Raw genomic sequence first — 21,309 nt, 5'->3', positions numbered from 1 at the left:
TGATCGTTGCGCCGGCTTGCGCCGGCTTGCGCGGCCGCTCAGTCGGCGCGCGGGCGGCGCAGCAACAGCAGCGCGGCCGCCGCCGCGATCAGCGTGACGGGAATACTCGCGCCGATCACCGTCGACGAACTGCGGCCCATCGCCAGTAATTGACCCGCGGCGAGCGGGCCGACCACCGAGCCGATGCGGCCCACCGCGACCGCCGCGCCGACGCCGGTGCCGCGCATCGCCGTCGGATAGAACGCCGCGGACAGCGCGTACAGCACCGATTGCCCGCCGATCACGAACATGCCGGCGAAGAAGGCGGAGGCCGCGAGCGCGCCGAAGCCGGGCGCCATCGAGAGCGCGGTGAGCGACGCGATGATGCCGACATACATGCCCGCCACCACGGCGCCCGAGCGCATGCGATCCATCAACATGCCGATGCACAACGCGCCGATCCCGCCGCCGACGTTGAAGAAGATCTGCACGTAGCCGACCTGTGCGCGCGTCAAACCGCTCGCCGCCATCAGCGAGGGCAGCCAGTTGAGGAGGAAGTAAAGGACGATCAGCGTGCAGAAGTAGCTGATCCAGATCTGCACGGTGGACAAACCACGCGTGCCGCCGAACAGAACTTCGCCGACCGGCGCGGGCTTCGCGTGTCCGTCGTGCGAGGCCATCGTGAACGCCTTGGAATCCGCGAGAAACACTAGCAGCAACGGCACCAGCAACAGCGGGCCCGCACCGCCGACATAGAAGATGTGACGCCACTCGGCATCGCCCGCGCTCATCAGGCCGATCACCGAGGCGATCACGCCGCCGAACGGAATGCCGCAATACATCACGCTGACCGCGGTGCTGCGCGAGCGCGGCTCGACCGCTTCCGACGACAACGCGATCAGGTTCGGCAACGCACCGCCGAGGCCGATGCCCGTCAACACGCGCACGATCACCAGCATGTGGAAGTCGCTCACCAGCGCGGTCATGATCGAGAGCAGGCCGAACAGGCACGCGGAAATCACCAGCACGCGTTTGCGGCCGATGCGATCCGCGAGCCGTCCGCCGAACATCGCGCCGGGCAGCAAACCGAAAGTGCCGGCGCTGAACGCAAGCCCCATCTGTCCGACCGACAGACCGAACTCGCGCGCCATGCGCGGCGCCGCGACGCCGACCGATTGCAGGTCGAGCCCTTCAAGCAGCGCGACGGCAAAGCACAATCCGAGCGTGACCAGGGCGCTCGTCCGGCTGGATGCGGCGGGGGCGGCGGCGCCGTTGGTCGAAGGTAGTGTTCCGGCTCTTTTCACGTTAGCGATCCTTATCAAGATGCGTGGTTTTCCGGGTTCATTGAAGGACGGCTGCACTTGAGCGCCGTCTTGCTTGCCCGATAGAGGCATGAGCGGTGCGTTTGCCCGCGTCGAAGTTCGCCTGGATCTCAGGCGGCTTCGGCGAAGCGGGATTCAGTTCACTGTCGAACTCGCGATGGCGTGCGCGTCGGCATACCCGTTGTGCACACCGATACGCCGCGCAGCGAACACCGCAGCGCGCAACGCATCGAGTCGATGCCCGCGTGGCTGTCCGATTGTTTCGAGGCGATGCGGCGCGTCTCCAAACGCTGCATCGTGGAGTGGATTTAATATCAGGTAGGCTGATAACACAAGCGCAAATCGTTCGGTGAAAACACCTAGCGATCTGGCGGCGCGGTTAATTTAACCGCGTAGATTACGAACGAAAGTTTCGAGGTGGGTTTGCAGGGCGCCGGCCGCTTCGAGTTCGATGCCCGCCATCATCTGCTTCTCGATTGTCTTGACGGCCTGCTCGCATTCGCGCAGCACGGCGCGTCCTTCGTCCGTCAATCGCAGCAGCACGATGCGGCCGTGGGTCGGGTCCGGCTCGCGGCTCACCCAGTTGCGGCTCGCCATCGCGTTCATGACTTCATTGGCGGATTGCGGCGTGATGAACGAGCGTTCGGCCACTTGCGCATTGGACGCCTGGCCCTTTGCTTCGAGCACGGACAGCGCGGTGAACTGCGCGAGCGTCAGACCGAGCGGCGCGAGCGCTTCGGTCATGCGCCGCCGCAGGATGCGGTCGAGACTGCCGATCACATAGGCGAGTCGCAGGCTGGGTCGGCGAGTGCGGGTGACAGCGGGCTCCGCGGGCGAATTCTGTTTTTTGCTCATTGTCGTCAGGAGATTCGGTCTATGCCGCATCTTAGCGCGCCTCGCCGCCGATTCCGCCGCTAGGGGTTTGCACCGAGCCGCCGATTTTCCGCTTTACATATCAGGCAGCCTGATATTAAATAAGCTCATCGGGCCGCTGCGGCGGTCAACGTTCATGGAGAAAACAGATGGGTTACGAAGGTCGCTGGAAAACCGTCAAGGTCGATGTCGCTGAGGGAATCGCGTGGGTGTCGCTCAATCGTCCCGAGAAACGCAACGCGATGAGCCCGACGCTGAACAAGGAAATGATCGAGGTTCTGGAAGCGGTCGAACTCGACGCGGAAGCGCAAGTTCTGGTGCTGACGGGCGAGGGCGACGCATGGACCGCCGGCATGGACCTGAAGGAGTATTTCCGCGAAGTCGACGCCGGCCCGGAAATCCTGCAGGAAAAGATTCGCCGCGATGCATGCCGCTGGCAATGGCAGTTGCTGCGCATGTACGCGAAGCCGACCATCGCGATGGTCAACGGCTGGTGTTTCGGCGGCGGCTTCTCGCCGCTGGTGGCGTGCGATCTCGCGATTGCCGCCGACGAAGCCGTGTTCGGCCTCTCCGAAATCAACTGGGGCATTCCGCCGGGCAATCTGGTGAGCAAGGCGATGGCCGACACCGTCGGGCATCGTCAGGCGTTGTACTACATCATGACGGGTGAAACATTCACGGGCCAGGAAGCGGCGCAGATGGGCCTCGTCAACAAGAGCGTGCCGCGTGCCGAACTGCGCGAAGCCACGCGCGTTCTCGCCGGCAAGCTGCTCGAAAAGAATCCGGTGGTGCTGCGCGCGGCCAAGAACGGCTTCAAGCGTTGCCGCGAACTCACGTGGGATCAGAACGAAGACTACCTGTACGCCAAGCTCGATCAGGCGCAGCATCGCGATCCTGAAGGCGGCCGCGAGCAGGGCCTGAAGCAGTTCCTCGACGACAAGGCGATCAAGCCGGGTTTGCAAACCTACAAGCGCTGATCGAGCGCGCGCGGATGCGCGCGAGAAAAGACAAGCGAGGAGACGAGCAACATGCATGAAGTGACGTTATTGATCGGCGGCGAGAGCCGCGGCGCGTCGGACGGCAAGACGTTCGAGCGCATCAATCCCGCGAGCGGCAAGCCTGCCTCGCGCGCGGCCGCGGCAACGCTCGCCGATGCCGACGCGGCAGTCGCCGCAGCCGCGCGGGCATTCCCGGCATGGTCGGCGCTCGCGCCGACGGAGCGCCGCAAGCGTCTGTTGGCCGCCGCCGATCTGATGGATGCGCGCACCGCGCAATTCATCGAAACCGGCGTCGCCGAAACCGGCGCGATGCCGAACTGGTACGGCTTCAATGTGATGCTGGCCGCCAACATGCTGCGCGAAGCCGCCGCCATGACCACGCAGATCGACGGCGACGTGATTCCCTCGGACGTGCCCGGCAGTCTCGCGATGGCGGTGCGTCAGCCGTGCGGCGTGGTGCTCGGCATGGCGCCGTGGAATGCGCCGGTGATTCTCGGCACGCGCGCGATCGCCATGCCGCTCGCGTGCGGCAATACAGTCGTGCTGAAGGCGTCGGAAGGCTGTCCGGGCGTGCATCGGCTGATTGGCGGCGTGTTGCAGGAAGCGGGCCTGGGCGAGGGCGTGGTGAACGTCATCACGCATTCCGCCGAAGACGCACCGGCGATCGTCGAGCGGCTGATTGCGCATCCGGCGGTACGGCGCGTCAACTTCACCGGCTCGACGCGGGTGGGGCGCATCGTCGCGCAACATGCCGCGCAGCATTTGAAGCCGGCTTTGCTCGAACTCGGCGGCAAGGCGCCGGTTGTCGTGCTCGACGATGCGGATCTGGATGCGGCCGTCGCCGGCATTGCGTTCGGCGCGTTCTTCAACCAGGGGCAAATCTGCATGTCCACTGAGCGCGTGATTGTCGACCGGAAGATCGCCGATGCGTTAGTGGAAAAGCTCGCGGCCAAGGCGCGCACTTTGAGAGCGGGCGATCCCGCTGCGGCGGATTCCGTGCTTGGCGTGCTCGAAAGCGCGGCTGCGGCGCGGCGCATCGAGGCGCTGGTCAAGGACGCGCATGAGAAGGGCGCAAGGCTGCCGGTCGGTTGTCATGTGGAGGGCGCGGTGATGCAGCCTGCGATAGTCGACGGTATAACGCCCGCGATGAAGCTCTACGCCGAGGAATCCTTCGGTCCCGTGGTCACGGTGCAGCGTGTCGACGGCGACGATGAAGCGATTCGCGTCGCCAACGACAGCGAATACGGTTTGTCGGCAGCGGTATTCAGCCGCGATGTGTCGCGCGCGTTGAACGTGGCCAAGCGCATCGAATCGGGCATTTGCCATATCAACGGACCGACCGTGCACGACGAAGCGCAGATGCCGTTCGGCGGCGTGAAGAAGAGCGGCTATGGGCGCTTCGGCAGCAAGGCGTCGATTGCCGAATTCACGGACCTGCGCTGGATCACGATTCAAACCGGACCGCGGCACTATCCGATCTGATTCGCGTGCGGCTGATACGCTGCAATCAGAGCCGTATCAACGCATGGAGAAGGTGGCTGCGCCGCATGAAGCGGAGCGCCCCCCGATGCCGTCATAGGCGGCGCGTAACAGGAGACAGGCTTTGCATTCCGAGCCAAAACAATCGAATGCCCCCGGCACGCCGACGCGCTATCGCGCCACGGCGATCGGTACTTCGTCGGTGCATGCGCAACGGCGCGGCGATACGTGGTATCTGCGCGCGGCCGAGCCGCTCGGCGAACATCCGCGGCGCATGACCGACCGGCTCGCGAGCGGTGCGCAAGCGCATCCCGAACGCTGGCTGGCGGCACGCCGCGGTATCGACGGCGAATGGATCGGCGTGAGCTATGCGAAGGCGTTGCAAAGCGCTCGCGCTATCGGGCAGGCTCTGCTGGCCCGCAATCTTTCCGTCGAGCGGCCGGTCGCGATTCTCTCCGGCAACGATCTCGAGCATCTGCAACTGGCGCTGGGCGCAATGTGGGCCGGCATTCCGTATGCGGCGATTTCGCCGGCCTATGCGCTGGCTTCGGGCGACTTCGGCAAACTGCGTCATACGATCGATCTGCTCACGCCGGGACTCGTTCTCGTCAGCGACTATGATGTGTTCGCCAGGGCCATCGCGGCGGTGGTGCCTGCCGACGTCGAAGTCGTATCGGTCAACGGACCACGCGAGGTGCGCGCGGCGCATAGCGTGACGTCGTTCGATGACCTGCTGAACACGACGCCCACCACCGTCGACTCGGTTCACGCAACGGTGAGCCCCGACACCATCGCCAAATTTCTTTTCACGTCGGGCTCGACCAAACTGCCCAAGGCCGTGCCGACCACGCACCGCATGCTGTGCAGCAACCAGCAGATGCTGCTCGAAACCTTTCCCGAGTTCGCGCGGGAAGCGCCGGTTCTGGTCGACTGGCTGCCCTGGAACCACACCTTCGGCGGCAGCCATAACGCCGGCATCGCGCTCTACAACGGCGGCACGATCTATATCGACGACGGCAAACCCGTCAACGGCAAGTTCGAGGAAACGTTGCGCAATCTGCGCGAAATCGCACCGACCATCTACTTCAATGTGCCGAAGGGTTGGGAAGAACTGGCGATCGCGCTGGAGCACGACGCGCAATTGCGTGAGACGTTTTTCTCACGCGTGAAGGTGTATTTCTTTGCGGGTGCCGGCCTCTCGCAAGCCGCGTGGGACCGGCTGGAGCGGGTCACGGAAAAATACTGCGGCGAGCGCATTCGCATCATGGCGGGACTCGGCATGACCGAAACGTCGCCGTCATGCCTGTTCACCACCGGGCCGATCATGCGCGCCGGCTATGTCGGCTTGCCCGCGCCTGGCTGCGAGGTCAAGCTTGCGCCGGTCGGCGACAAACTCGAAGCGCGCTATCGCGGCCCGCACGTGATGGCCGGTTACTGGCACGCGAACGCCGGCGAGTCGGACAACGCATTCGACGAGGAAGGCTACTTTTGCAGCGGCGACGCGTTGCGCTTTGTCGATGTCGAGCGGCCGGAACTCGGCTTGCTGTTCGACGGACGCATTGCCGAGGATTTCAAGCTGAGTTCGGGCACCTTCGTGAGCGTCGGTCCCATGCGGGCGCGTGTGATTTCCGAGGGCGCGCCCTATGTGCAAGACGTGGTGGTCGCCGGCATGAATCGCGACGACGTGGGCTTGCTGGTGTTTCCGCGGCTCGCCGATTGCCGGCGGCTCGCGGGACTGCCTGAATCGGCGAGCGCGCGCGAAGTGGTGGAAGCGCCGGCGGTGCGGGCGCATTTCGCGGCTTTACTGGCGACGCTCAATCGCGGCGCGACCGGCGGCGCGACTACGATCGCGCGCCTGCGGCTCATGGACGTCGCGCCGTCGCTCGATCTCGGCGAGATCACCGACAAAGGCTCGATCAATCAGCGCGCGGTGTTGACGCATCGGGCCGCGCTCGTCGAGGCGATGTATGACGCGGCGCGGCGCGATTCCGCGGTGATTTACGCGGTCGCGGGTGGCGCGGCGTAATGCATGCGCCGGCGTGATCGGTGATCGGCTTGCGTTTCAGGAACACGAAGTGGCAGCCGCTGGTTCTGAAAGAGAATGGTCTACTGGGGTAAAAAAAGGCACTTAAGCAGAAGGGCTCGCAACAAAGTTGGCGCGGGTCAGCGCCAATCCACTGCCGCGCGGCGAAAGCGCTTCGCCGTATACAATTCGGCAGCGCCTGATTTTTGCCCCTACTGACCTGATCCCACTCATGCCGAATCCGACCCGGGCCTTCCTTCTCGGTCCGCTCCTGAAAGGCGTTTCACGCTCCTTCTACCTTACGCTGCGCGTGCTGCCCGCCGGCATGCGCGACCCCATCGGCCTCGCGTATCTGTTGGCGCGCGCGGCCGATACGATCGCCGACACGTCGCTCATTTCGCCGGAACAGCGCCTTGCGCTGCTGCTGTCGTTGCGCGACCAGGTGAACGGCGCAGCCGACGACGGCGCGCTGATCCGGCGCATGGCCGCGGAAGTGGCGGGCCAGCAGGCGCAGTCGGATGAAAAGGTGCTGCTCGAATCGCTCGGACCCGCGCTCGAAGTCTTGTCGCAACTCAGCGAGCCCGATCGCAAGGCGGTGCGTGAGATCGTATCGACGCTGACCGAAGGCATGGAATTCGATCTTCGCACCTTCCCCGACGAACGTTCCGGCCGGATCGCCGCGCTGCGCGAATACGACGAACTGGATCGCTATACGTATCTGGTGGCGGGTTGCGTCGGCGAATTCTGGACCACGATGACTTATGCGCACATGCCCGGTACGCTGAAGGAACGGCCCGAGACGATGGCGCGCCGCGGCGTGCGTTTCGGCAAGGCGTTGCAGATGACCAACGTGCTGCGCGATTGCGGCAAGGACTTGCGGATCGGCCGCTGTTATCTTCCCGAGACGCTGCTGGTTCGCCACGGGCTGAGCGCGCAAGATCTGCTGCTGCCGGGCAACTCCATACGCGCGCGTCCGCTGCTGGTCGAACTGCTGCGCAAGACGCTCGATCATTTTCGTGACGCGCTGGACTACACGCTGGCGATTCCCGCGTTCTCCGTGCGTTTGCGGCTCGCCTGCTTGTGGCCGATTCTGATCGGTCTGGAGACGCTGCTGTTGCTGGTGGATAACGACGCCTGGCTCGATCCGCAGAAGGTCTCGAAAGTGCGACGCAATCGGGTGTATCAGATCATCGCGTCGTCGCTGTTCATGGTGCCTTCGAACGCGCTGGTGCGGAACTCGATCGAGCAGCGCATCAGACGGATCGAAGCGCGGCTCTGAACGTGGCGACATGAAGATGTAGCTAGCCCGGTGCGGAAACACCGATACGATGTGCACCCGGCTACTCGTTGAAAAATGAATCTTGGCTGGATGGTCGCCTAAGCCGCCGACAACGCCAGCCCAATCGCGCCGCAATCTCACTTGATTTAATCTGCATCATTGAAAGGCGATCGATCGGGAAACCCCTAACACCGTGCATCGGTGGTTCGCGTTAGTCTCTTCGACAGAGGAGGCGGACATGAGACAGGCTTTCAATATTGCCGTGGTGTTGCTGCTGGGCTATCTGCTAGCGGATAGGGCATTGATGCGCGCGCAAGCGGGCGAGACGGGAACGATAACCTGTCACCAGGGCGCGGAGATGGTCAAGGCTAACGCGTTGAAAAAAGGCTTCGGTGACGTCGGCGCCAGCAGTCAGGGGGAAAATTTCCTGTCGAGCTGTCTTGTCACCGGCCGTGGCGAAGTGGGCGGTCTGGTCGCACGCGACTGAGCGGTTCATTACACAGTGCATCACGGAGACACGCAGGCGGGCATCGCCAAAGATGCGCCGCGAAAAAGCGCCTGGACCGTGGAGATCCAGGCGAAGTCACCGGGAGCCCGATGACGGAGGTATCGAATAAACCGCTGGCCCGCGATCGCCATGCTCGGTCGCGGGCCAGTTCGTTTGAGTCAAAGCGCGCGTTTCATTAGCGCTCGCCTGGCGCAAGAGCTAGCGCTTATTGCCCGAAGTAAATCGACTTCTGTCCATTGGCGGCAGCCGCGCGGCCCACTTGCGACGAGCCGCCTGCCACACCACCGTAACCGCTTTGCGCCGGCTGTGCGGTGCCGTTTTGCGCATCGACGCGAGCTTGCGCGGCCTGAATGTCAGCCGGGTAGTGCGGGTCGTCGCGGCCCGGTTGATAACCGGCCTTTTCGAGTTGAATCAGTTCGGCGCGCACTTGCGCGCGGGTCACGGGCTGGTTGGACTGTGCAAACGAGGCAACGGGAGCGGCCAGTGCAGCGGCGATAACAACAGCTTGAATGAGCGATTTCATGATGAACTACCTCCAGTTCGGGTCTTTGTCGCGTTACGAACGGTGTTGTTCGTAACCAGTGAGTGCATTGTAGGTTTGCGACTTCGACGGAGTAACCACCGACTCAGGTAATCTTTGTTGCTGGATTTGAGACAAACCAGCGGCATCTTGTGATGGCAGGGCAGAGGCACGCGACAAGCTGCTGCGTCCTCGCGTGCTGTTTTCAATCGCCGCCTTCCACGCTGCAAAAACAAAAATGCCGTTCAGTCAGAGACCGAACGGCATTCGCTCACAATGCCCGCGTTCCACGCGGGCTCAAACCTGAAACCGATCGCTCAAACCGCGGCCGGCCGCCACTTCAACAAGCGATGTTCGACGGCGGTCAACAGATAATCCGCGGCGAGTGCGACCACCGCCAGCACGATCATCGCCGCGAACACGCCGCTTGCGTTGAATGCGCCTTGCGCGGTGGAGATCAACAGGCCGATGCCCTGCTTGGAGCCGAGAAACTCGCCCACCACCGCGCCGACGAGAGCGAAGCCGAAGCTCACATGCAAGCTCGCAAGAATCCAGCTCAACGCCGACGGAATCACCACCGACGTCGTCACCTGGCGGCGCGACGCACCGAGAATCTGCGCATTGGCGATCATGAACCGGTCCGCTTCACGCACGCCCTGGAACGCGTTGGCGAACACGACGAAGAACACCATCACCACGGCAAGCGCCACTTTCGACGCCATCCCCAGACCCAGCGCGATCACGAACACCGAGCCGAGCACCACGCGCGGAATCGAGTTGGCGATCTTGATGTAGAGGCTGAACACGTCGGAGAGCAGCTTGTTGCGGCCAAGCACGATGCCGCAGAACACGCCCGCCACCGAGCCGATAAGGAAACCGAGCGCGGTTTCCTCGAGCGTCACCCATACCTGCGTCAGCAGCGGCCCTTGCGAAGTGCCGTTCACGAACCAGTCGACGATCTGATCGAAGATCGCGCTCGGCATCGAGAAGAAGAACGGGTCGATCCACTTCAGGCGCGCGGACAACTCCCAGCCGCCGAGCACCACCACCAGCACGACGATGCGCAGCGAAATCACCAGTGCATGGCGCTGCCGGATGCGTTTTTGCGCGACGCGTTCGACATGAGCGAGCGACGCGGCGTCGATGCCCGAAGGCATCATCTGTTCAGAGGTAGTCGTAGACATGTTTGCCGTTCCTTGATTAACCGATCTGCACTTCTTCGCGCAGGTCATGCCAGATGTCGCGCGAGATTTCGATAAAGCGTGGGTCGTAGCGGACCTCCGACGTGACGCGCGGACGCGGCAGATCGATTTCATACACTTTCTTCAGCGTGGCGGGGCGCGCGGTCAGCACGAACACGCGGTCGGCGAGCGCAATCGCTTCCTCCAGATCGTGCGTGACGAACACCACCGAGCCGGCGCCGGCCCACAGTTGCAGCAACTCGTCCTGCATCAGCGTGCGGGTTTGCATGTCGAGCGCCGAGAAGGGCTCGTCCATCAGCAGGATTTCGGGCCTGTTGATGAAGGTTTGCGCGAGCGCCACGCGCTTTCTCATGCCGCCGGAGAGTTGATGCGGGTAGTGCTTGCCAAACTTGTCGAGGCCCACGCGGCGCAGCCATTCATTGGCTTCGTCGTACGCGGCGGATTTCGAACGACCGCGATACAGCGGACCGGCCGCCACGTTGTCGAGCACCGAGCGCCACGGGAACACAGCGTCCGCCTGAAACACGAAGCCGATGCGCGGATCGATGCCGTCGACCGGCGCGCCCATCACGCGCACTTCGCCGGTGGTGGGCTTCAGCAAGCCGGTGATCATGCTGAGCGTGGTCGACTTGCCGCAACCCGTCGGGCCGACAATCGCGACGAATTCGCCGCGCGCCACCGACATGCTGAAGTCGCGCAACGCGATCGTCGCCTTGCCGTCGGGAGAAATGAAACGGCACGATACGTTGCGCATCTCGATAGCTGGCGTATCGCGTGACATGGATGGATTCATCGGCTGGGGCCTCGCTGTTCTCGTGATGTGTCTCGTGATGTCGAAGGGGTGTTACTTCGCCGCGGTTTTGACCGGCGCCGACACGTAGTCGTTGGTGTACGTCTTGGCGAGGTCGATATGCTTGCCCTTCACCGACGGATTGAATGCCGACAATACTTTCAGCACCGTGTCGGGGCCGTCGGCGGGCATCTTGCCGTCCTTCGTGAACATCGGCAGCGACGCCTTCAGCGCGCCGACATAGAGGTCCTTGTTGTTGCCGTAATAGTCCTTCGGCATCTTCGCGGCGATCTCCTCGGCGCTATGCGTCGCAATGAAGTTCAGCGTCTTCGCGAACGCATGCGAGAGTTTCGCGGCGTCGTCCTTGTGCGACTCGGCCCACGCGCGCTGCACGTAGAAGCTCGAAGCCGGATAGGTTCCGCCGAGCGCGGCGCGCGTGCCTTCCAGCGTGCGCATGTCGACCAGCACCTTGGCGTCGCCGGTCTTCAGCAGTTGCGAGACGGTCGGCTCGGTCGTCATGCCCGCGTCGATGCGGCTTTGCTTGATGGCCGCGATAAAGCTGTTGTCCGCGCCCACCGGCAGCAACGTGTACTGCGAGCTCGGCACGCCGCCGCGTTGCGCGAGATATTGTGTGAGGAAGCTCGTCGACGAACCGAGGCCGGTCACGCCGAGCGTCTTGCCCTTGACGTCGGCCATGCTCTTGAGCGTGCCCGCGGCCTTGGTGGAGACCATCTCCACCTCGCCCGGCACCTGGCCGAAAATCACCAGCGCCTCCACTTCCTTGCCCTTGCTCTGCAGATCGATGGTGTGGTCGTAGAAACCCACCACGCCTTGCACCGCGCCCGCGAGCAGTTCGTTTTCCGCGTCGACGCCCGCCGGTTGCGAGAGGATTTCGACGTCGAGGCCTTCGTCCTTGAAGTAGCCGAGCTGCTCGGTGAGCTTGGCCGGCAGATAGATGATCTTGGTGGCGCCGCCGACCATGATCGTCAGCTTCTCGGCATGAGCGGCAGCCGAGGCGGCGGCAAGGGTGAACGCAACACCTGACACAGCGGCAATCTGGCGCAAGGTACGCATGAAGCAGTCTCCGTAGGTTTGTCGCCGCTGGGTGGAAAATGCGGCGCTTTCTGGGTGAATGGAGGCGAGTATAGAAATCGCAAACCTTCTGCCAGCTTTCGGGGACGTGGCTAAATCATGGGTGTTAACCCGAAAACCCGCCGAAAACCCGCCGAGACACCCGCCGAGAGACTTGCCGCGAATACTCGAAGGCCTGCCGCGAACCCCATGCGGTGCGCGCAAAGCCCTTGTTTTACGGCACAATCGACGATCTGACTTTCGCGTTCCCGCCATGAAGCTGCTGCTCATCGAAGACAATCCCACGCTCGCGCACTGGCTCGCCAGGATGCTGGAACAGGAGGCGTTCGCGCTCGACGCGGTGCAGGACGGCGACTCCGCCGACCGTCTATTGCGCACGAATCATTACGACGTGATTCTGCTCGACCTCAATCTGCCGCAACTGTCCGGCAAGAACGTGCTGCGCCGTCTGCGTCAGCGCGGCGACTCGACGCCGGTGCTGATCCTGACGGCGAGCGGCTCCATCGACGAAAAGGTGGAACTGCTCGGCGCCGGCGCGGACGACTACCTCGTCAAGCCGTTCGAAGTGCGCGAGCTGGTCGCGCGCATCAAGGTGGCGATCCGCCGCCAGTCACCCTCGAAGGCGAGCGAGGTGGTGTGCGGCGATCTCGCGTTCGACATCGACACGCGCCAGTTCACGCTGAAGGGCGCGCCGCTGAACGTCACGCCGCGCGAGCGTTCGGTGCTCGAAACGCTGATCCTGCGTCTGGGCAAAACGGTGACGAAGCCCGCGCTGGTCGACGCGATCTTCACGCTCGCGGACGAACCGAGCGAGGACGCGGTGGAAATCTACATCTCGCGGCTGCGCAAGAAACTCGACGGCAGTTCGGCGGCGATCGTCACGTTGCGCGGGCTCGGCTACCTGTTGCGCAAGAAAGAAGATGACCAATAGCTTGCGCGTGCGTTTGTTGTGGTGGCTGCTCGTGCCGCTCGCGCTATACGTGTTCGTCACCGGCAAGGCCGAATACGACAACGCGCGGCGCACCGCGGATCTGGTGCAGGATAACCAGTTGATTTCGTCGGCGCGCATGATCGCGGGCGAAGTGCAATGGGTGGACGGCTTCCTGCGCGTGGACGTGCCGCCCGCCGCGCTCGAAATATTCGCGTCGCCTTATCGCGACCAGGTGTTCTACAGCGTGAGCGTCGACGATGGCCGCCTGCTCGCGGGCACGCCCGACTTCCCGCCGCGCCCGGCGCAGCGCCCCGATACCCCCGATCATTACGACGCCGCTTTGCAAGGCCGTGCCGTGCGCGCGGTCGGCCTCGTTCGTCTCATGTACGACAATGGCGTGACGCGCCGCGTGCGCGTGACGGTCGGCAAGACCGTGCACTCGCGCGATGCGATGGCGCAGGAATTGTGGCAGCCGCAACTCGTGCGGCAGATCGAAATGATCGCGCTGGCGGTGGCGCTGGTTTGCATCGGCCTCACGTTCGAATTGCGGCCCTTGATGAAAGTGAAGGACGAGGTCGCCGACCGCGATCCGATGCAACTGGAGCCGATTCGCGTCGAGCGCCTGCATACGGAGTTGCGGCCGATCGTCGAGGCGATCAATCAGTGCATTGCGCGGCTCGGCGTGCAAGTCGCCGCGCAACGGCGCTTCATTGCCGACGCCGCCCACCAGTTGCGCACGCCGCTTACGCTGCTCGGCACGCAATTGCAGTTCGCGCGTCAGCAGGACGGCTTGAATCCCGCACTCGACGAAGCGCTCGCGGCCATGCATCGCAGCAATCGTTCGATGGTCGGGCTGACCAACAAGCTGCTGTTGCTGGCGCAGGCCGAAGCCGCCGACAACACGCAACTGGCCGTTGAAACGGTGGATCTCGTCGCGCTGGCCATGGAAGTGGTGGAGGACCTGGCGCTGCTCGCGCAGGCTCGGGACATCGACCTCGGTGCGGAATTGAGCGGCGTTGCGCCGGTGGCCGGGCATCGCGGCATGCTTCAGGCGCTGATCGCCAACCTGGCCGAGAACGCGATCCGCTATACGGGCAGCGGCGGCCATGTCACGGTTGCGGTGCATGCCGGCGTCGATACGGTCAGCGTGAGCGTGCTGGACGACGGCCCCGGCATTCCGGCCGAGTCGCGCGGCCGCGTGTTCGAACCGTTCTTCCGCGCGTCGACGGATACCGAAGGCACGGGGCTCGGTCTCGCGATCGTGCGCGAGATCGCGGACGCGCATCATGGCGAGATCACGCTCAAGCCGGGCGAAGGCGGCAAGGGCGTGCACGTGACGGTGTCGTTTCCGCGCGCCAAGGCGCAGCGGGCGGAGAAGGTTTAAAAGTTTGAATCGCCCATCGAGCGCTTCTCGCGGATGCGCGATAGGAAGGAGACACTCACACAATGCGCAACGCCTCACTGAGCTTTTCGCGCGCGTTCCATGCGGCAGTCGCGGCGTTTTTCACACTCTTTCTGCTGGCTCCGGCGGCGGCGTCCGCGCAGGACGATGCGCCCGGGAAAGTCGCGATCATGGTGGGTGGCATCACCAAGCTCATCTATCTTCCGGTGTTCCTGACGGAGCAGCTTGGCTACTTCAAGGCCGAAGGCCTCGACGTGGAACTGCTGTCGCAAACGGCGGGCGTCGACGCGGAGAACGAATTGCTGGCGGGCGCGGTGCAAGGGGTGGTGGGTTTCTACGACCACACCATCGTTTTGCAGAGCAAGGGCAAGGAGGTAAAGAGCATCGTCGTGCTCGGCCAGGTGCCCGGCGAAGTGGAAATGGTGTCGGCGAGAGCCGCCGATTCGATCAAAAGCATGGCCGACGTCAGGGGCAAGACGCTCGGCGTGACCGGGCTCGGTTCGTCGACCAATTTTCTGACGCAGTATCTGGCGAGACTCGAGGGCGTGCCGAACTCGCAATACACGGTGCTGCCGGTGGGCGCGGACAACAGCTTTATCGCGGCGATCAGGCAAGGCCGCATCGACGCGGGCATGACGACCGAGCCGACCGTGTCGCAACTGCTCAAATCCGGCGATGCGAGGATTCTCGTGGACATGCGCAACGTCGAGGGCACGCGTGCCGCGCTCGGCGGCACGTATCCGGCTTCCAGCCTGTACGTGCAGAGCGCATGGCTCGATACGCACCCGCGGGAAGCAGCCAAACTCGCGCGTGCTTTCGTGAGGACGCTGCAATACCTGCATACGCACAGCGCCGAGGAAATCGCCGCGCGGATGCCGAAAAACTTCATCGGCAACGACAAGGCGCTTTATGTCAGCGCATTGAAGGCGTCGTTGCCGATGTTCACGGTCGACGGCAGGATGCCGGCCGACGGCCCGCGCACCGTGCTCAAGGTGCTGTCGGGTTTCAATCCCTCGGTGAAGGGGCGCCATGTCGATCTGTCGAGAACGTTCACCAATCAGTTCGTCGACGAAGTGAAGCCCTAAGCTGGATGCGTGCGTATCGCGAGACCGCGGCAACGCCCGCCTTGTAATAACGCCCAGCGCGAGATCAAAACGCGGCGCTGTAAATCGCCAATGCATCGTCCTCGGTGAGCGACCGGGGATTGTTGACCAGCAGCCGCGTTTGCAACATGGCGTCGCTCGCCATCCGTTCGAGTCCGCTGCGTTCGATGCCGACATCGCGCAGCCGCGCCGGAATCGCCGTCGCGGCGATCATCTGTTCGAGCCGTTCGATCAGCGCCTGCGTCTTGCTGGCGGCGCTGCCGGTCGCGCCCGGCATGATCACGTCCGCGAGTTCCGCATACAGATGCGCCGCCGCCTCGGCGTTAAACCGCAACACGTGTGGCAGCACGAGCGCATTCGAAAGACCGTGCGGCACGTGGTAAATGCCGCCGATCGGATACGCGAGCGCATGCACCGCGGCCACCGGCGAATTGGCAAACGCCTGGCCCGCGAAGGTCGCGCCGAGCAGCATGGCTTCGCGTGCCTCGCGGTTTCGGCCGCTCTCGCACGCAGGCAGCAGATTGCGCGACAACAGTTCGAGCGCTTTAATCGCGAGCATGTCGGAGATCGGGTTCTTCAGATGCGCGGACGTGTACGCCTCGATCGCATGCACCATCGCGTCGATGCCGGTTGCGGCGGTCGCGGCCTTGGGCAAACCGAGCGTGAGTTCGGCGTCGAGAATCGCCAGATCGGCGATCAACTGCGGGGCGACCACGCCCATTTTCTTCGCCTCGCCAACCGTCACGATCGACACGGCCGTCACTTCCGAACCGGTGCCCGCGGTGGTCGGCATCTGCACGAGCGGCAGGCGGGAGACCACGATCTTGTTCACGCCGTACATGTCGGCGAGTGTTTGCTGTTCCTGCGGAGCCAGCACGGCGATCAGCTTCGCCACGTCCATCGACGAGCCGCCGCCCAGGCCCAGCACGATCTGCGCACCCGCCGTCCGCGCGCGCGAAGTTGCTTCGAGCACGATGTGTTCGGGCGGATCGGCGATCACGTCGTCGATTACGGTGGCGTTCCAGCCGTGCGCGGCGAGGTCGGCGAGCGCGGGATTCAGGAGCCCGCTCTTGTGAAGGAAAGCGTCGGTGACGACGCACAGGCGCGTAAGCGCTGGAAATTGCGCGCGCAATAGAGCGCCGAGGCGGCGCGCGGCGCCGAACTCGACCAGCATGGCCGGCACGGTCTGGAAGCGGAATGCGTTCGTCATTTAGCGTCTCCTTGCATCGCATGGCTCGCGGCGTTGCGCCGATCGGGCTGCGGAATGGTGTTTTTGCGGCGGTAAAGGCTCGCGGCCTCGCGGGAAAAATGCGGGAAGCGAGAGCTGGAGCGCAGGCGTTAGTTGTACCAGATTCGGATCGGCTGCTCGCGTGCCTTTGATGTTGCGCGGTTGGATTAAGCGGGCAAATGAGGCGGGCGAACGAAGCGGCCAACTACGGCGGTGAAGCGCCCAAACACCACGAACGCGGCCACATAAAGCCGACGGTCGAGCGCCAAAACCATGCGATTCAGCAGGACATTCGAGGTCTTTGTTGAGAACGGTTCGCATTTGGGCTAGATTGATGCCCTGTCCTTTGAGAACGCGGAGCGAATTCATGGCCGAAGTGCTGATTCGACGGGAGCCTTTGGCAACGACACCCACGCCGGTTCTCGATGCCGGAACCGCCTGTCCGCCCGCGTTTCAAGCCGGCTCGCGCGACGCAGCCGGCGTGAGCGGTCCGCAAGCCGGATGCCTCGCTTGTTTCGGCGCGCCGCCGACCCCATCGCTCACGCAAAAGGATCCCCTATGACCACGCTTTCGATGCCGCAGATCACCCTTGCCGATCTCTCGATCGAGCCGGGACTGCCGACCGTCGTCTCGCCGCGCGCCGGCGCGGAGATTTCTCTGCAAGCGGCTGCGTCGCTGCTGCATGCGATCGTCGACGACACGCTGGAGCACGCGGGCGGCGTGCTGTTCACCGGCTTTCGCGTGGACTCGATCGAGGCCTTTCAAAGCTTCGCGGGCTCGTTCGGGCATCCGCTGATCGGCTATGAATTCGCGTCGACGCCGCGCAGCCAGGTGGAGGGCGCGGTCTACACGTCGACCGAATATCCGCCGCATCGCTCGATTCCGTTGCATAACGAGCAGTCGTACACGCGCGAATGGCCGCTGCGCATCTGGTTTCACTGCGCGCTCGCCGCGCGTTCGGGCGGCGCGACGCCGATTGCGGACAGCCGCGCGATCCACGGCGCGCTCGATCCGGCGCTCGTCGCGCGCTTTGCCAAACGTGAGCTGCTTTACGTGCGCAACTTCGGGCAAGGGCTCGATCTGCCGTGGGAGCAGGCTTTCGGCTCGGATGATCCGCGCGTGGTCGAGCGCATTTGCCGGACTCGCGGCATCGAATGCGAATGGCGCGACAGCGACGACGGCGAACTGCTGTTGCGCACGCGCGAACGCTGCCAGGCGGTGGCGCGTCATCCGCGCACGGGCGAGCTTGTCTGGTTCAACCAGGCAAATCTGTTCCACCTGTCATCGCTCGACGAGGACATGCAGGAGGCGCTGATCGATTCGGTCGGGCTCGAAAACGTGCCGCGCAATGTCTATTACGGCGACGGCGAGCCGCTGGAGGCCGAGGCGCTTGCCGAAATCCGCGGCGTGCTCGATCAGCAGCGGATCGTGTTTCCGTGGCGGACGGGCGACGTGCTGATGCTCGACAACATGCTGACCGCGCACGCGCGCGATCCGTTCGAAGGACCGCGCAAGGTCGTCGTGGCGATGGCGCAGAGCCACAGCGAAGGCCGGGACCGGGGATAAGCGGTCACGCGGACGGCCGCGCCAGCGGCTCGAAGCGCTCGTCGTGGGATTTCGCGGGACTTGCCCCGCTGGTCCGGGCGCGGCTCGGAACGCCCCCGGCGCGACCAATGGCCCAGGCGGCCAATATGCGAGCAATTCGCAGGCGGGCATCGGTTTCACCGCCCAAGTCCTCTATAAGACATCTGAATTTCGGCATAGGGCATTCGCCTGAAAGCCTTATCTGGCGGGGCTTTTGCCTGTCGGGCATGTTTCCGGGATATGTTTGTTTAGCAGCGAGTCGAGGAAAACGCGCATATACTCTCGGTCGGGCCGTAAAAAGTAGTGCTGCGGGTTGCGCTGCGTTTTTGCTGCTTCGTCGCGAATTCGCTGGCTCAGCGCTATCCACGCTCTGTCCCTCACTTCACCTAGCAAAGCATTGAACATGTCCACACCGCCGAAGATCATCTACACCCTGACCGACGAAGCCCCCGCGCTGGCGACTTACTCGCTGCTGCCGATCGTCAAGGCGTTCACGCGCTCGTCCGACGTGATCGTTGAAACGCGCGATATCTCGCTTGCCGGCCGGATCATCGCTGCATTTCCGGACTACCTGACCGCGGAACAGAAGGGCTCCGACGATCTGGCGGAACTGGGCGGACTCACCACGCGTCCCGAAGCGAACATCATCAAGCTGCCGAACATCAGCGCGTCGGTGCCGCAACTGAAGGCGGCGATCACCGAACTGCGCGATCAGGGCTACAAGCTGCCGTCCTATCCTGACGAAGCGAAAACCGACGCGGAAAAAGACGTCAAGGCGCGCTACGACAAGATCAAGGGCAGCGCCGTCAACCCGGTGCTGCGCGAAGGCAATTCGGACCGCCGCGCGCCGTTGTCGGTGAAGAACTACGCGCGCAAGCATCCGCACAAGATGGGCGCATGGTCGGCTGATTCCAAGTCGCACGTCTCGCACATGAGCGGCGGCGATTTCTACGGCAGCGAAAAGTCCGCGCTCATCGCGGCAGCGGGCAGCGTGAAGATCGAACTGGCGGCCGCGGACGGCAGCAAGACGGTCCTGAAAGAAAAGACGGCGGTGCAGGCGGGCGAGATCATCGACGCTTCGGTGCTCTCCAGGAATGCGCTGCGCAGCTTCATCGAAGCGGAAATCGCCGATGCGAAGAGCAAGGGCGTGCTGTTCTCGGTGCACCTGAAAGCCACCATGATGAAGGTGTCGGATCCGATCATCTTCGGTCACGTGGTCTCGGTGTTCTACAAAGACGTGCTCACCAAGCATGCCGACGCGCTCGCGCAAGCCGGCTTCAACCCGAACAACGGTATCGGCGATCTGTACGCGCGCCTGAAAGACCTGCCGGCCGAAACGCGCGAAGCGATCGAGGCGGACATCAAGGCGCAGTACGAACAGCGCCCGCCGCTCGCCATGGTCAACTCTGACAAGGGCATCACCAGCCTGCACGTGCCGAGCGACGTGATCGTCGACGCCTCCATGCCGGCCATGATTCGCGAGTCGGGCAAGATGTGGGGCGCGGACGGCGCGCTGCACGACGCCAAGGCGGTGATTCCGGACCGTTGCTACGCCGGCGTCTACCAGGCTGTGATCGAAGACTGCAAGAAGAACGGCGCTTTTGACCCGGTCACGATGGGCACGGTGCCGAACGTCGGCCTGATGGCGCAAGCCGCCGAAGAATACGGTTCACACGACAAGACGTTCCAGATTCCGGCGAACGGCGTGGTCCGCGTGATCGACGCAGCCGGCACGGTGCTGCTCGAACAAGCGGTGGAAGCCGGCGACATCTGGCGCATGTGCCAGGTCAAGGACGCACCGGTCCAGGATTGGGTCAAGCTCGCGGTGAACCGCGCGCGCGCCACCAATACGCCGGCCGTGTTCTGGCTCGACTCCGCTCGCGCCCATGATGCGCAGATCATCAAGAAGGTCGAGCAGTACCTGAAGGACCACGACATCAGCGGTCTGGACATCCGCATCATGACGCCGGTCGAAGCCACGAAGTTCTCGCTGGAGCGTATCCGCGCCGGCAAAGACACGATCTCGGTGACCGGCAACGTGCTGCGCGACTACCTGACCGACCTGTTCCCGATCATGGAACTCGGCACCAGCGCGAAGATGCTGTCGATCGTCCCGCTCATGGCCGGTGGCGGCATGTTCGAAACGGGCGCAGGCGGTTCGGCGCCGAAGCACGTTCAGCAACTGGTCGAGGAAGGCTTCCTCCGTTGGGATTCGCTCGGCGAATTCCTGGCGTTGGCTGCGTCGCTCGAACATTTGAGCAACGCGTACCACAACCCGAAGGCGCAGATTCTGGCGAAAACGCTGGATCAGGCAACCGGCAAGTTCCTCGACAACGACAAGTCGCCGGCACGCAAGGTGGGCGGTCTCGACAACCGCGGCAGCCACTTCTACCTCGCGATGTACTGGGCTGAAGCGCTGGCCGCGCAAACCGAGGACGCCGCGCTGCAGGCGCAGTTCGCCGGCGTGGCAAAGGCCATGGCCGACAACGAAGCGAAGATTCTCGCGGAGTTGGCTGCGGCGCAAGGCAAGCCGGTGGATATCGGCGGTTACTACCGTCCGAATGTCGAGCTCACGAGCAAGGCCATGCGCCCGAGCGCCACGCTGAACAAGATCGTGGATGCGGTTGCCTAAGCCGTGAAGTAACGCATTGAAGCAGGCAGTAGATATGACGATGGCGCTCTCGAGCGCCATCGTCGTTTCCGCCTTCAGGTGATGGCCAGTCATGCCGGGCATCACACGTGAACGATTTCCCAGTCGCTGAGTTTTTCCGGAATTTCCAGCGTCGACGTATCCACCTCGGACAGATGCGGGCAGGTCAAGCCGCGTGCGACTTCATCGGCAGCCTGTTGCGGGCTGGAAAACTCTCCGAGCGTCTCGTTGCCGTAGGTTGCTTCCCAACCTCCGTGCCCCGGCAAAATGTAGAACGCTCCCTGGGTCGAGCCAAAGCGAAAGCCTTTCATTTTTAGTCTCCCAATTGCCAATTAAAAACCGCGAG

Annotated in this window: 18 protein-coding genes; 10 read left to right on the top strand and 8 right to left on the bottom strand. The window is 63.6% G+C overall.

The window, feature by feature from the left end:
- Positions 1-38: 38 nt before the first annotated feature.
- Together mhpT and CUJ90_RS22635 are read right to left on the bottom strand one after the other, a co-directional pair.
- The gene (mhpT, locus tag CUJ90_RS22640; protein ID WP_244220122.1) at positions 39-1,211 is read right to left on the bottom strand and encodes a 3-(3-hydroxy-phenyl)propionate transporter MhpT; all 1,173 of its coding nucleotides are present in this window, start codon (positions 1,209-1,211) and stop codon (positions 39-41) included.
- A gap of 474 nt (positions 1,212-1,685) precedes the next feature.
- Positions 1,686-2,165, bottom strand: a complete 480-nt coding sequence (locus tag CUJ90_RS22635) for a MarR family winged helix-turn-helix transcriptional regulator (RefSeq protein WP_374709801.1) — start codon at positions 2,163-2,165, stop codon at positions 1,686-1,688.
- Between the two features lie 158 nt (positions 2,166-2,323).
- On the opposite strand from CUJ90_RS22635, the gene CUJ90_RS22630 reads away from it, so the two are divergent.
- From CUJ90_RS22630 to CUJ90_RS22610, 5 genes are all read left to right on the top strand, one after another.
- Positions 2,324-3,151: a p-hydroxycinnamoyl CoA hydratase/lyase gene (locus CUJ90_RS22630; protein ID WP_073428706.1), complete on the top strand. Its 828-nt coding sequence runs from the start codon at positions 2,324-2,326 to the stop codon at positions 3,149-3,151.
- A 51-nt stretch (positions 3,152-3,202) separates the two neighbouring features.
- Positions 3,203-4,654: an aldehyde dehydrogenase gene (locus CUJ90_RS22625; protein WP_114163973.1), complete on the top strand. Its 1,452-nt coding sequence runs from the start codon at positions 3,203-3,205 to the stop codon at positions 4,652-4,654.
- 121 nt (positions 4,655-4,775) lie between these two features.
- A complete protein-coding gene (locus tag CUJ90_RS22620; RefSeq protein ID WP_208645284.1) occupies positions 4,776-6,677 on the top strand; it encodes a feruloyl-CoA synthase in 1,902 nt (633 codons plus the stop codon).
- Positions 6,678-6,906: 229 nt separating this feature from the next.
- Positions 6,907-7,953, top strand: a complete 1,047-nt coding sequence (locus tag CUJ90_RS22615) for a phytoene/squalene synthase family protein (protein ID WP_073428817.1) — start codon at positions 6,907-6,909, stop codon at positions 7,951-7,953.
- A 238-nt stretch (positions 7,954-8,191) separates the two neighbouring features.
- The gene (locus CUJ90_RS22610) at positions 8,192-8,440 is read left to right on the top strand and encodes a hypothetical protein (protein ID WP_073428703.1); all 249 of its coding nucleotides are present in this window, start codon (positions 8,192-8,194) and stop codon (positions 8,438-8,440) included.
- A gap of 226 nt (positions 8,441-8,666) precedes the next feature.
- On the opposite strand, the gene CUJ90_RS22605 is transcribed toward CUJ90_RS22610, so the two are convergent.
- The 4 genes from CUJ90_RS22605 to CUJ90_RS22590 all read right to left on the bottom strand — a co-directional run bounded on the left by CUJ90_RS22605 (position 8,667) and on the right by CUJ90_RS22590 (position 12,047).
- Positions 8,667-8,984 (bottom strand): DUF4148 domain-containing protein, encoded by a 318-nt coding sequence (locus CUJ90_RS22605; protein ID WP_073428702.1) that lies wholly within the window; start codon positions 8,982-8,984, stop codon positions 8,667-8,669.
- A 314-nt stretch (positions 8,985-9,298) separates the two neighbouring features.
- Positions 9,299-10,141, bottom strand: coding sequence for an ABC transporter permease (locus tag CUJ90_RS22600; protein ID WP_073428701.1), 843 nt, complete (start codon positions 10,139-10,141; stop codon positions 9,299-9,301).
- A 40-nt stretch (positions 10,142-10,181) separates the two neighbouring features.
- Positions 10,182-10,976 (bottom strand): ABC transporter ATP-binding protein, encoded by a 795-nt coding sequence (locus tag CUJ90_RS22595; protein ID WP_073428700.1) that lies wholly within the window; start codon positions 10,974-10,976, stop codon positions 10,182-10,184.
- Positions 10,977-11,027: 51 nt separating this feature from the next.
- A complete protein-coding gene (locus tag CUJ90_RS22590) occupies positions 11,028-12,047 on the bottom strand; it encodes an ABC transporter substrate-binding protein (RefSeq protein WP_073428699.1) in 1,020 nt (339 codons plus the stop codon).
- Between the two features lie 271 nt (positions 12,048-12,318).
- Here CUJ90_RS22590 and CUJ90_RS22585 point away from each other — a divergent pair, with 271 nt between their 5' ends.
- The 3 genes from CUJ90_RS22585 (at position 12,319) to CUJ90_RS22575 (ending at position 15,483) form a co-directional block, all read left to right on the top strand.
- Entirely contained in the window at positions 12,319-12,996 is a 678-nt protein-coding gene (locus CUJ90_RS22585) for a response regulator (protein ID WP_073428698.1), read from the top strand.
- Positions 12,986-14,380, top strand: coding sequence for a sensor histidine kinase (locus CUJ90_RS22580; RefSeq protein WP_114163972.1), 1,395 nt, complete (start codon positions 12,986-12,988; stop codon positions 14,378-14,380). Before CUJ90_RS22585 ends, CUJ90_RS22580 begins: the two co-directional genes overlap by 11 nt.
- A 62-nt stretch (positions 14,381-14,442) precedes the next feature.
- On the top strand, positions 14,443-15,483 hold the full coding sequence (locus CUJ90_RS22575) for an ABC transporter substrate-binding protein (protein ID WP_114163971.1): 1,041 nt from the start codon (positions 14,443-14,445) through the stop codon (positions 15,481-15,483).
- A 64-nt stretch (positions 15,484-15,547) separates the two neighbouring features.
- Here CUJ90_RS22575 and CUJ90_RS22570 read toward each other — a convergent pair whose 3' ends face one another.
- Complete coding sequence (locus CUJ90_RS22570) at positions 15,548-16,711, bottom strand: iron-containing alcohol dehydrogenase (protein ID WP_114163970.1); 1,164 nt, start codon at positions 16,709-16,711, stop codon at positions 15,548-15,550.
- Positions 16,712-17,287: 576 nt separating this feature from the next.
- On the opposite strand from CUJ90_RS22570, the gene CUJ90_RS22565 reads away from it, so the two are divergent.
- On the top strand, positions 17,288-18,295 hold the full coding sequence (locus CUJ90_RS22565) for a TauD/TfdA family dioxygenase (protein ID WP_114163969.1): 1,008 nt from the start codon (positions 17,288-17,290) through the stop codon (positions 18,293-18,295).
- A gap of 421 nt (positions 18,296-18,716) precedes the next feature.
- Complete coding sequence (locus tag CUJ90_RS22560) at positions 18,717-20,945, top strand: NADP-dependent isocitrate dehydrogenase (protein WP_114163968.1); 2,229 nt, start codon at positions 18,717-18,719, stop codon at positions 20,943-20,945.
- Positions 20,946-21,046: 101 nt separating this feature from the next.
- Here CUJ90_RS22560 and CUJ90_RS22555 read toward each other — a convergent pair whose 3' ends face one another.
- Entirely contained in the window at positions 21,047-21,274 is a 228-nt protein-coding gene (locus CUJ90_RS22555) for a hypothetical protein (protein WP_073428692.1), read from the bottom strand.
- Positions 21,275-21,309 lie beyond the last annotated feature (35 nt).

Origin of the sequence: Paraburkholderia terricola (genome assembly GCF_003330825.1) — a bacterium.
Classification (GTDB): domain Bacteria; phylum Pseudomonadota; class Gammaproteobacteria; order Burkholderiales; family Burkholderiaceae; genus Paraburkholderia; species Paraburkholderia terricola.
The sequence above is the reverse complement of the archived record's forward strand: the minus strand, read 5'-3'. Positions and strand labels throughout refer to the sequence as shown.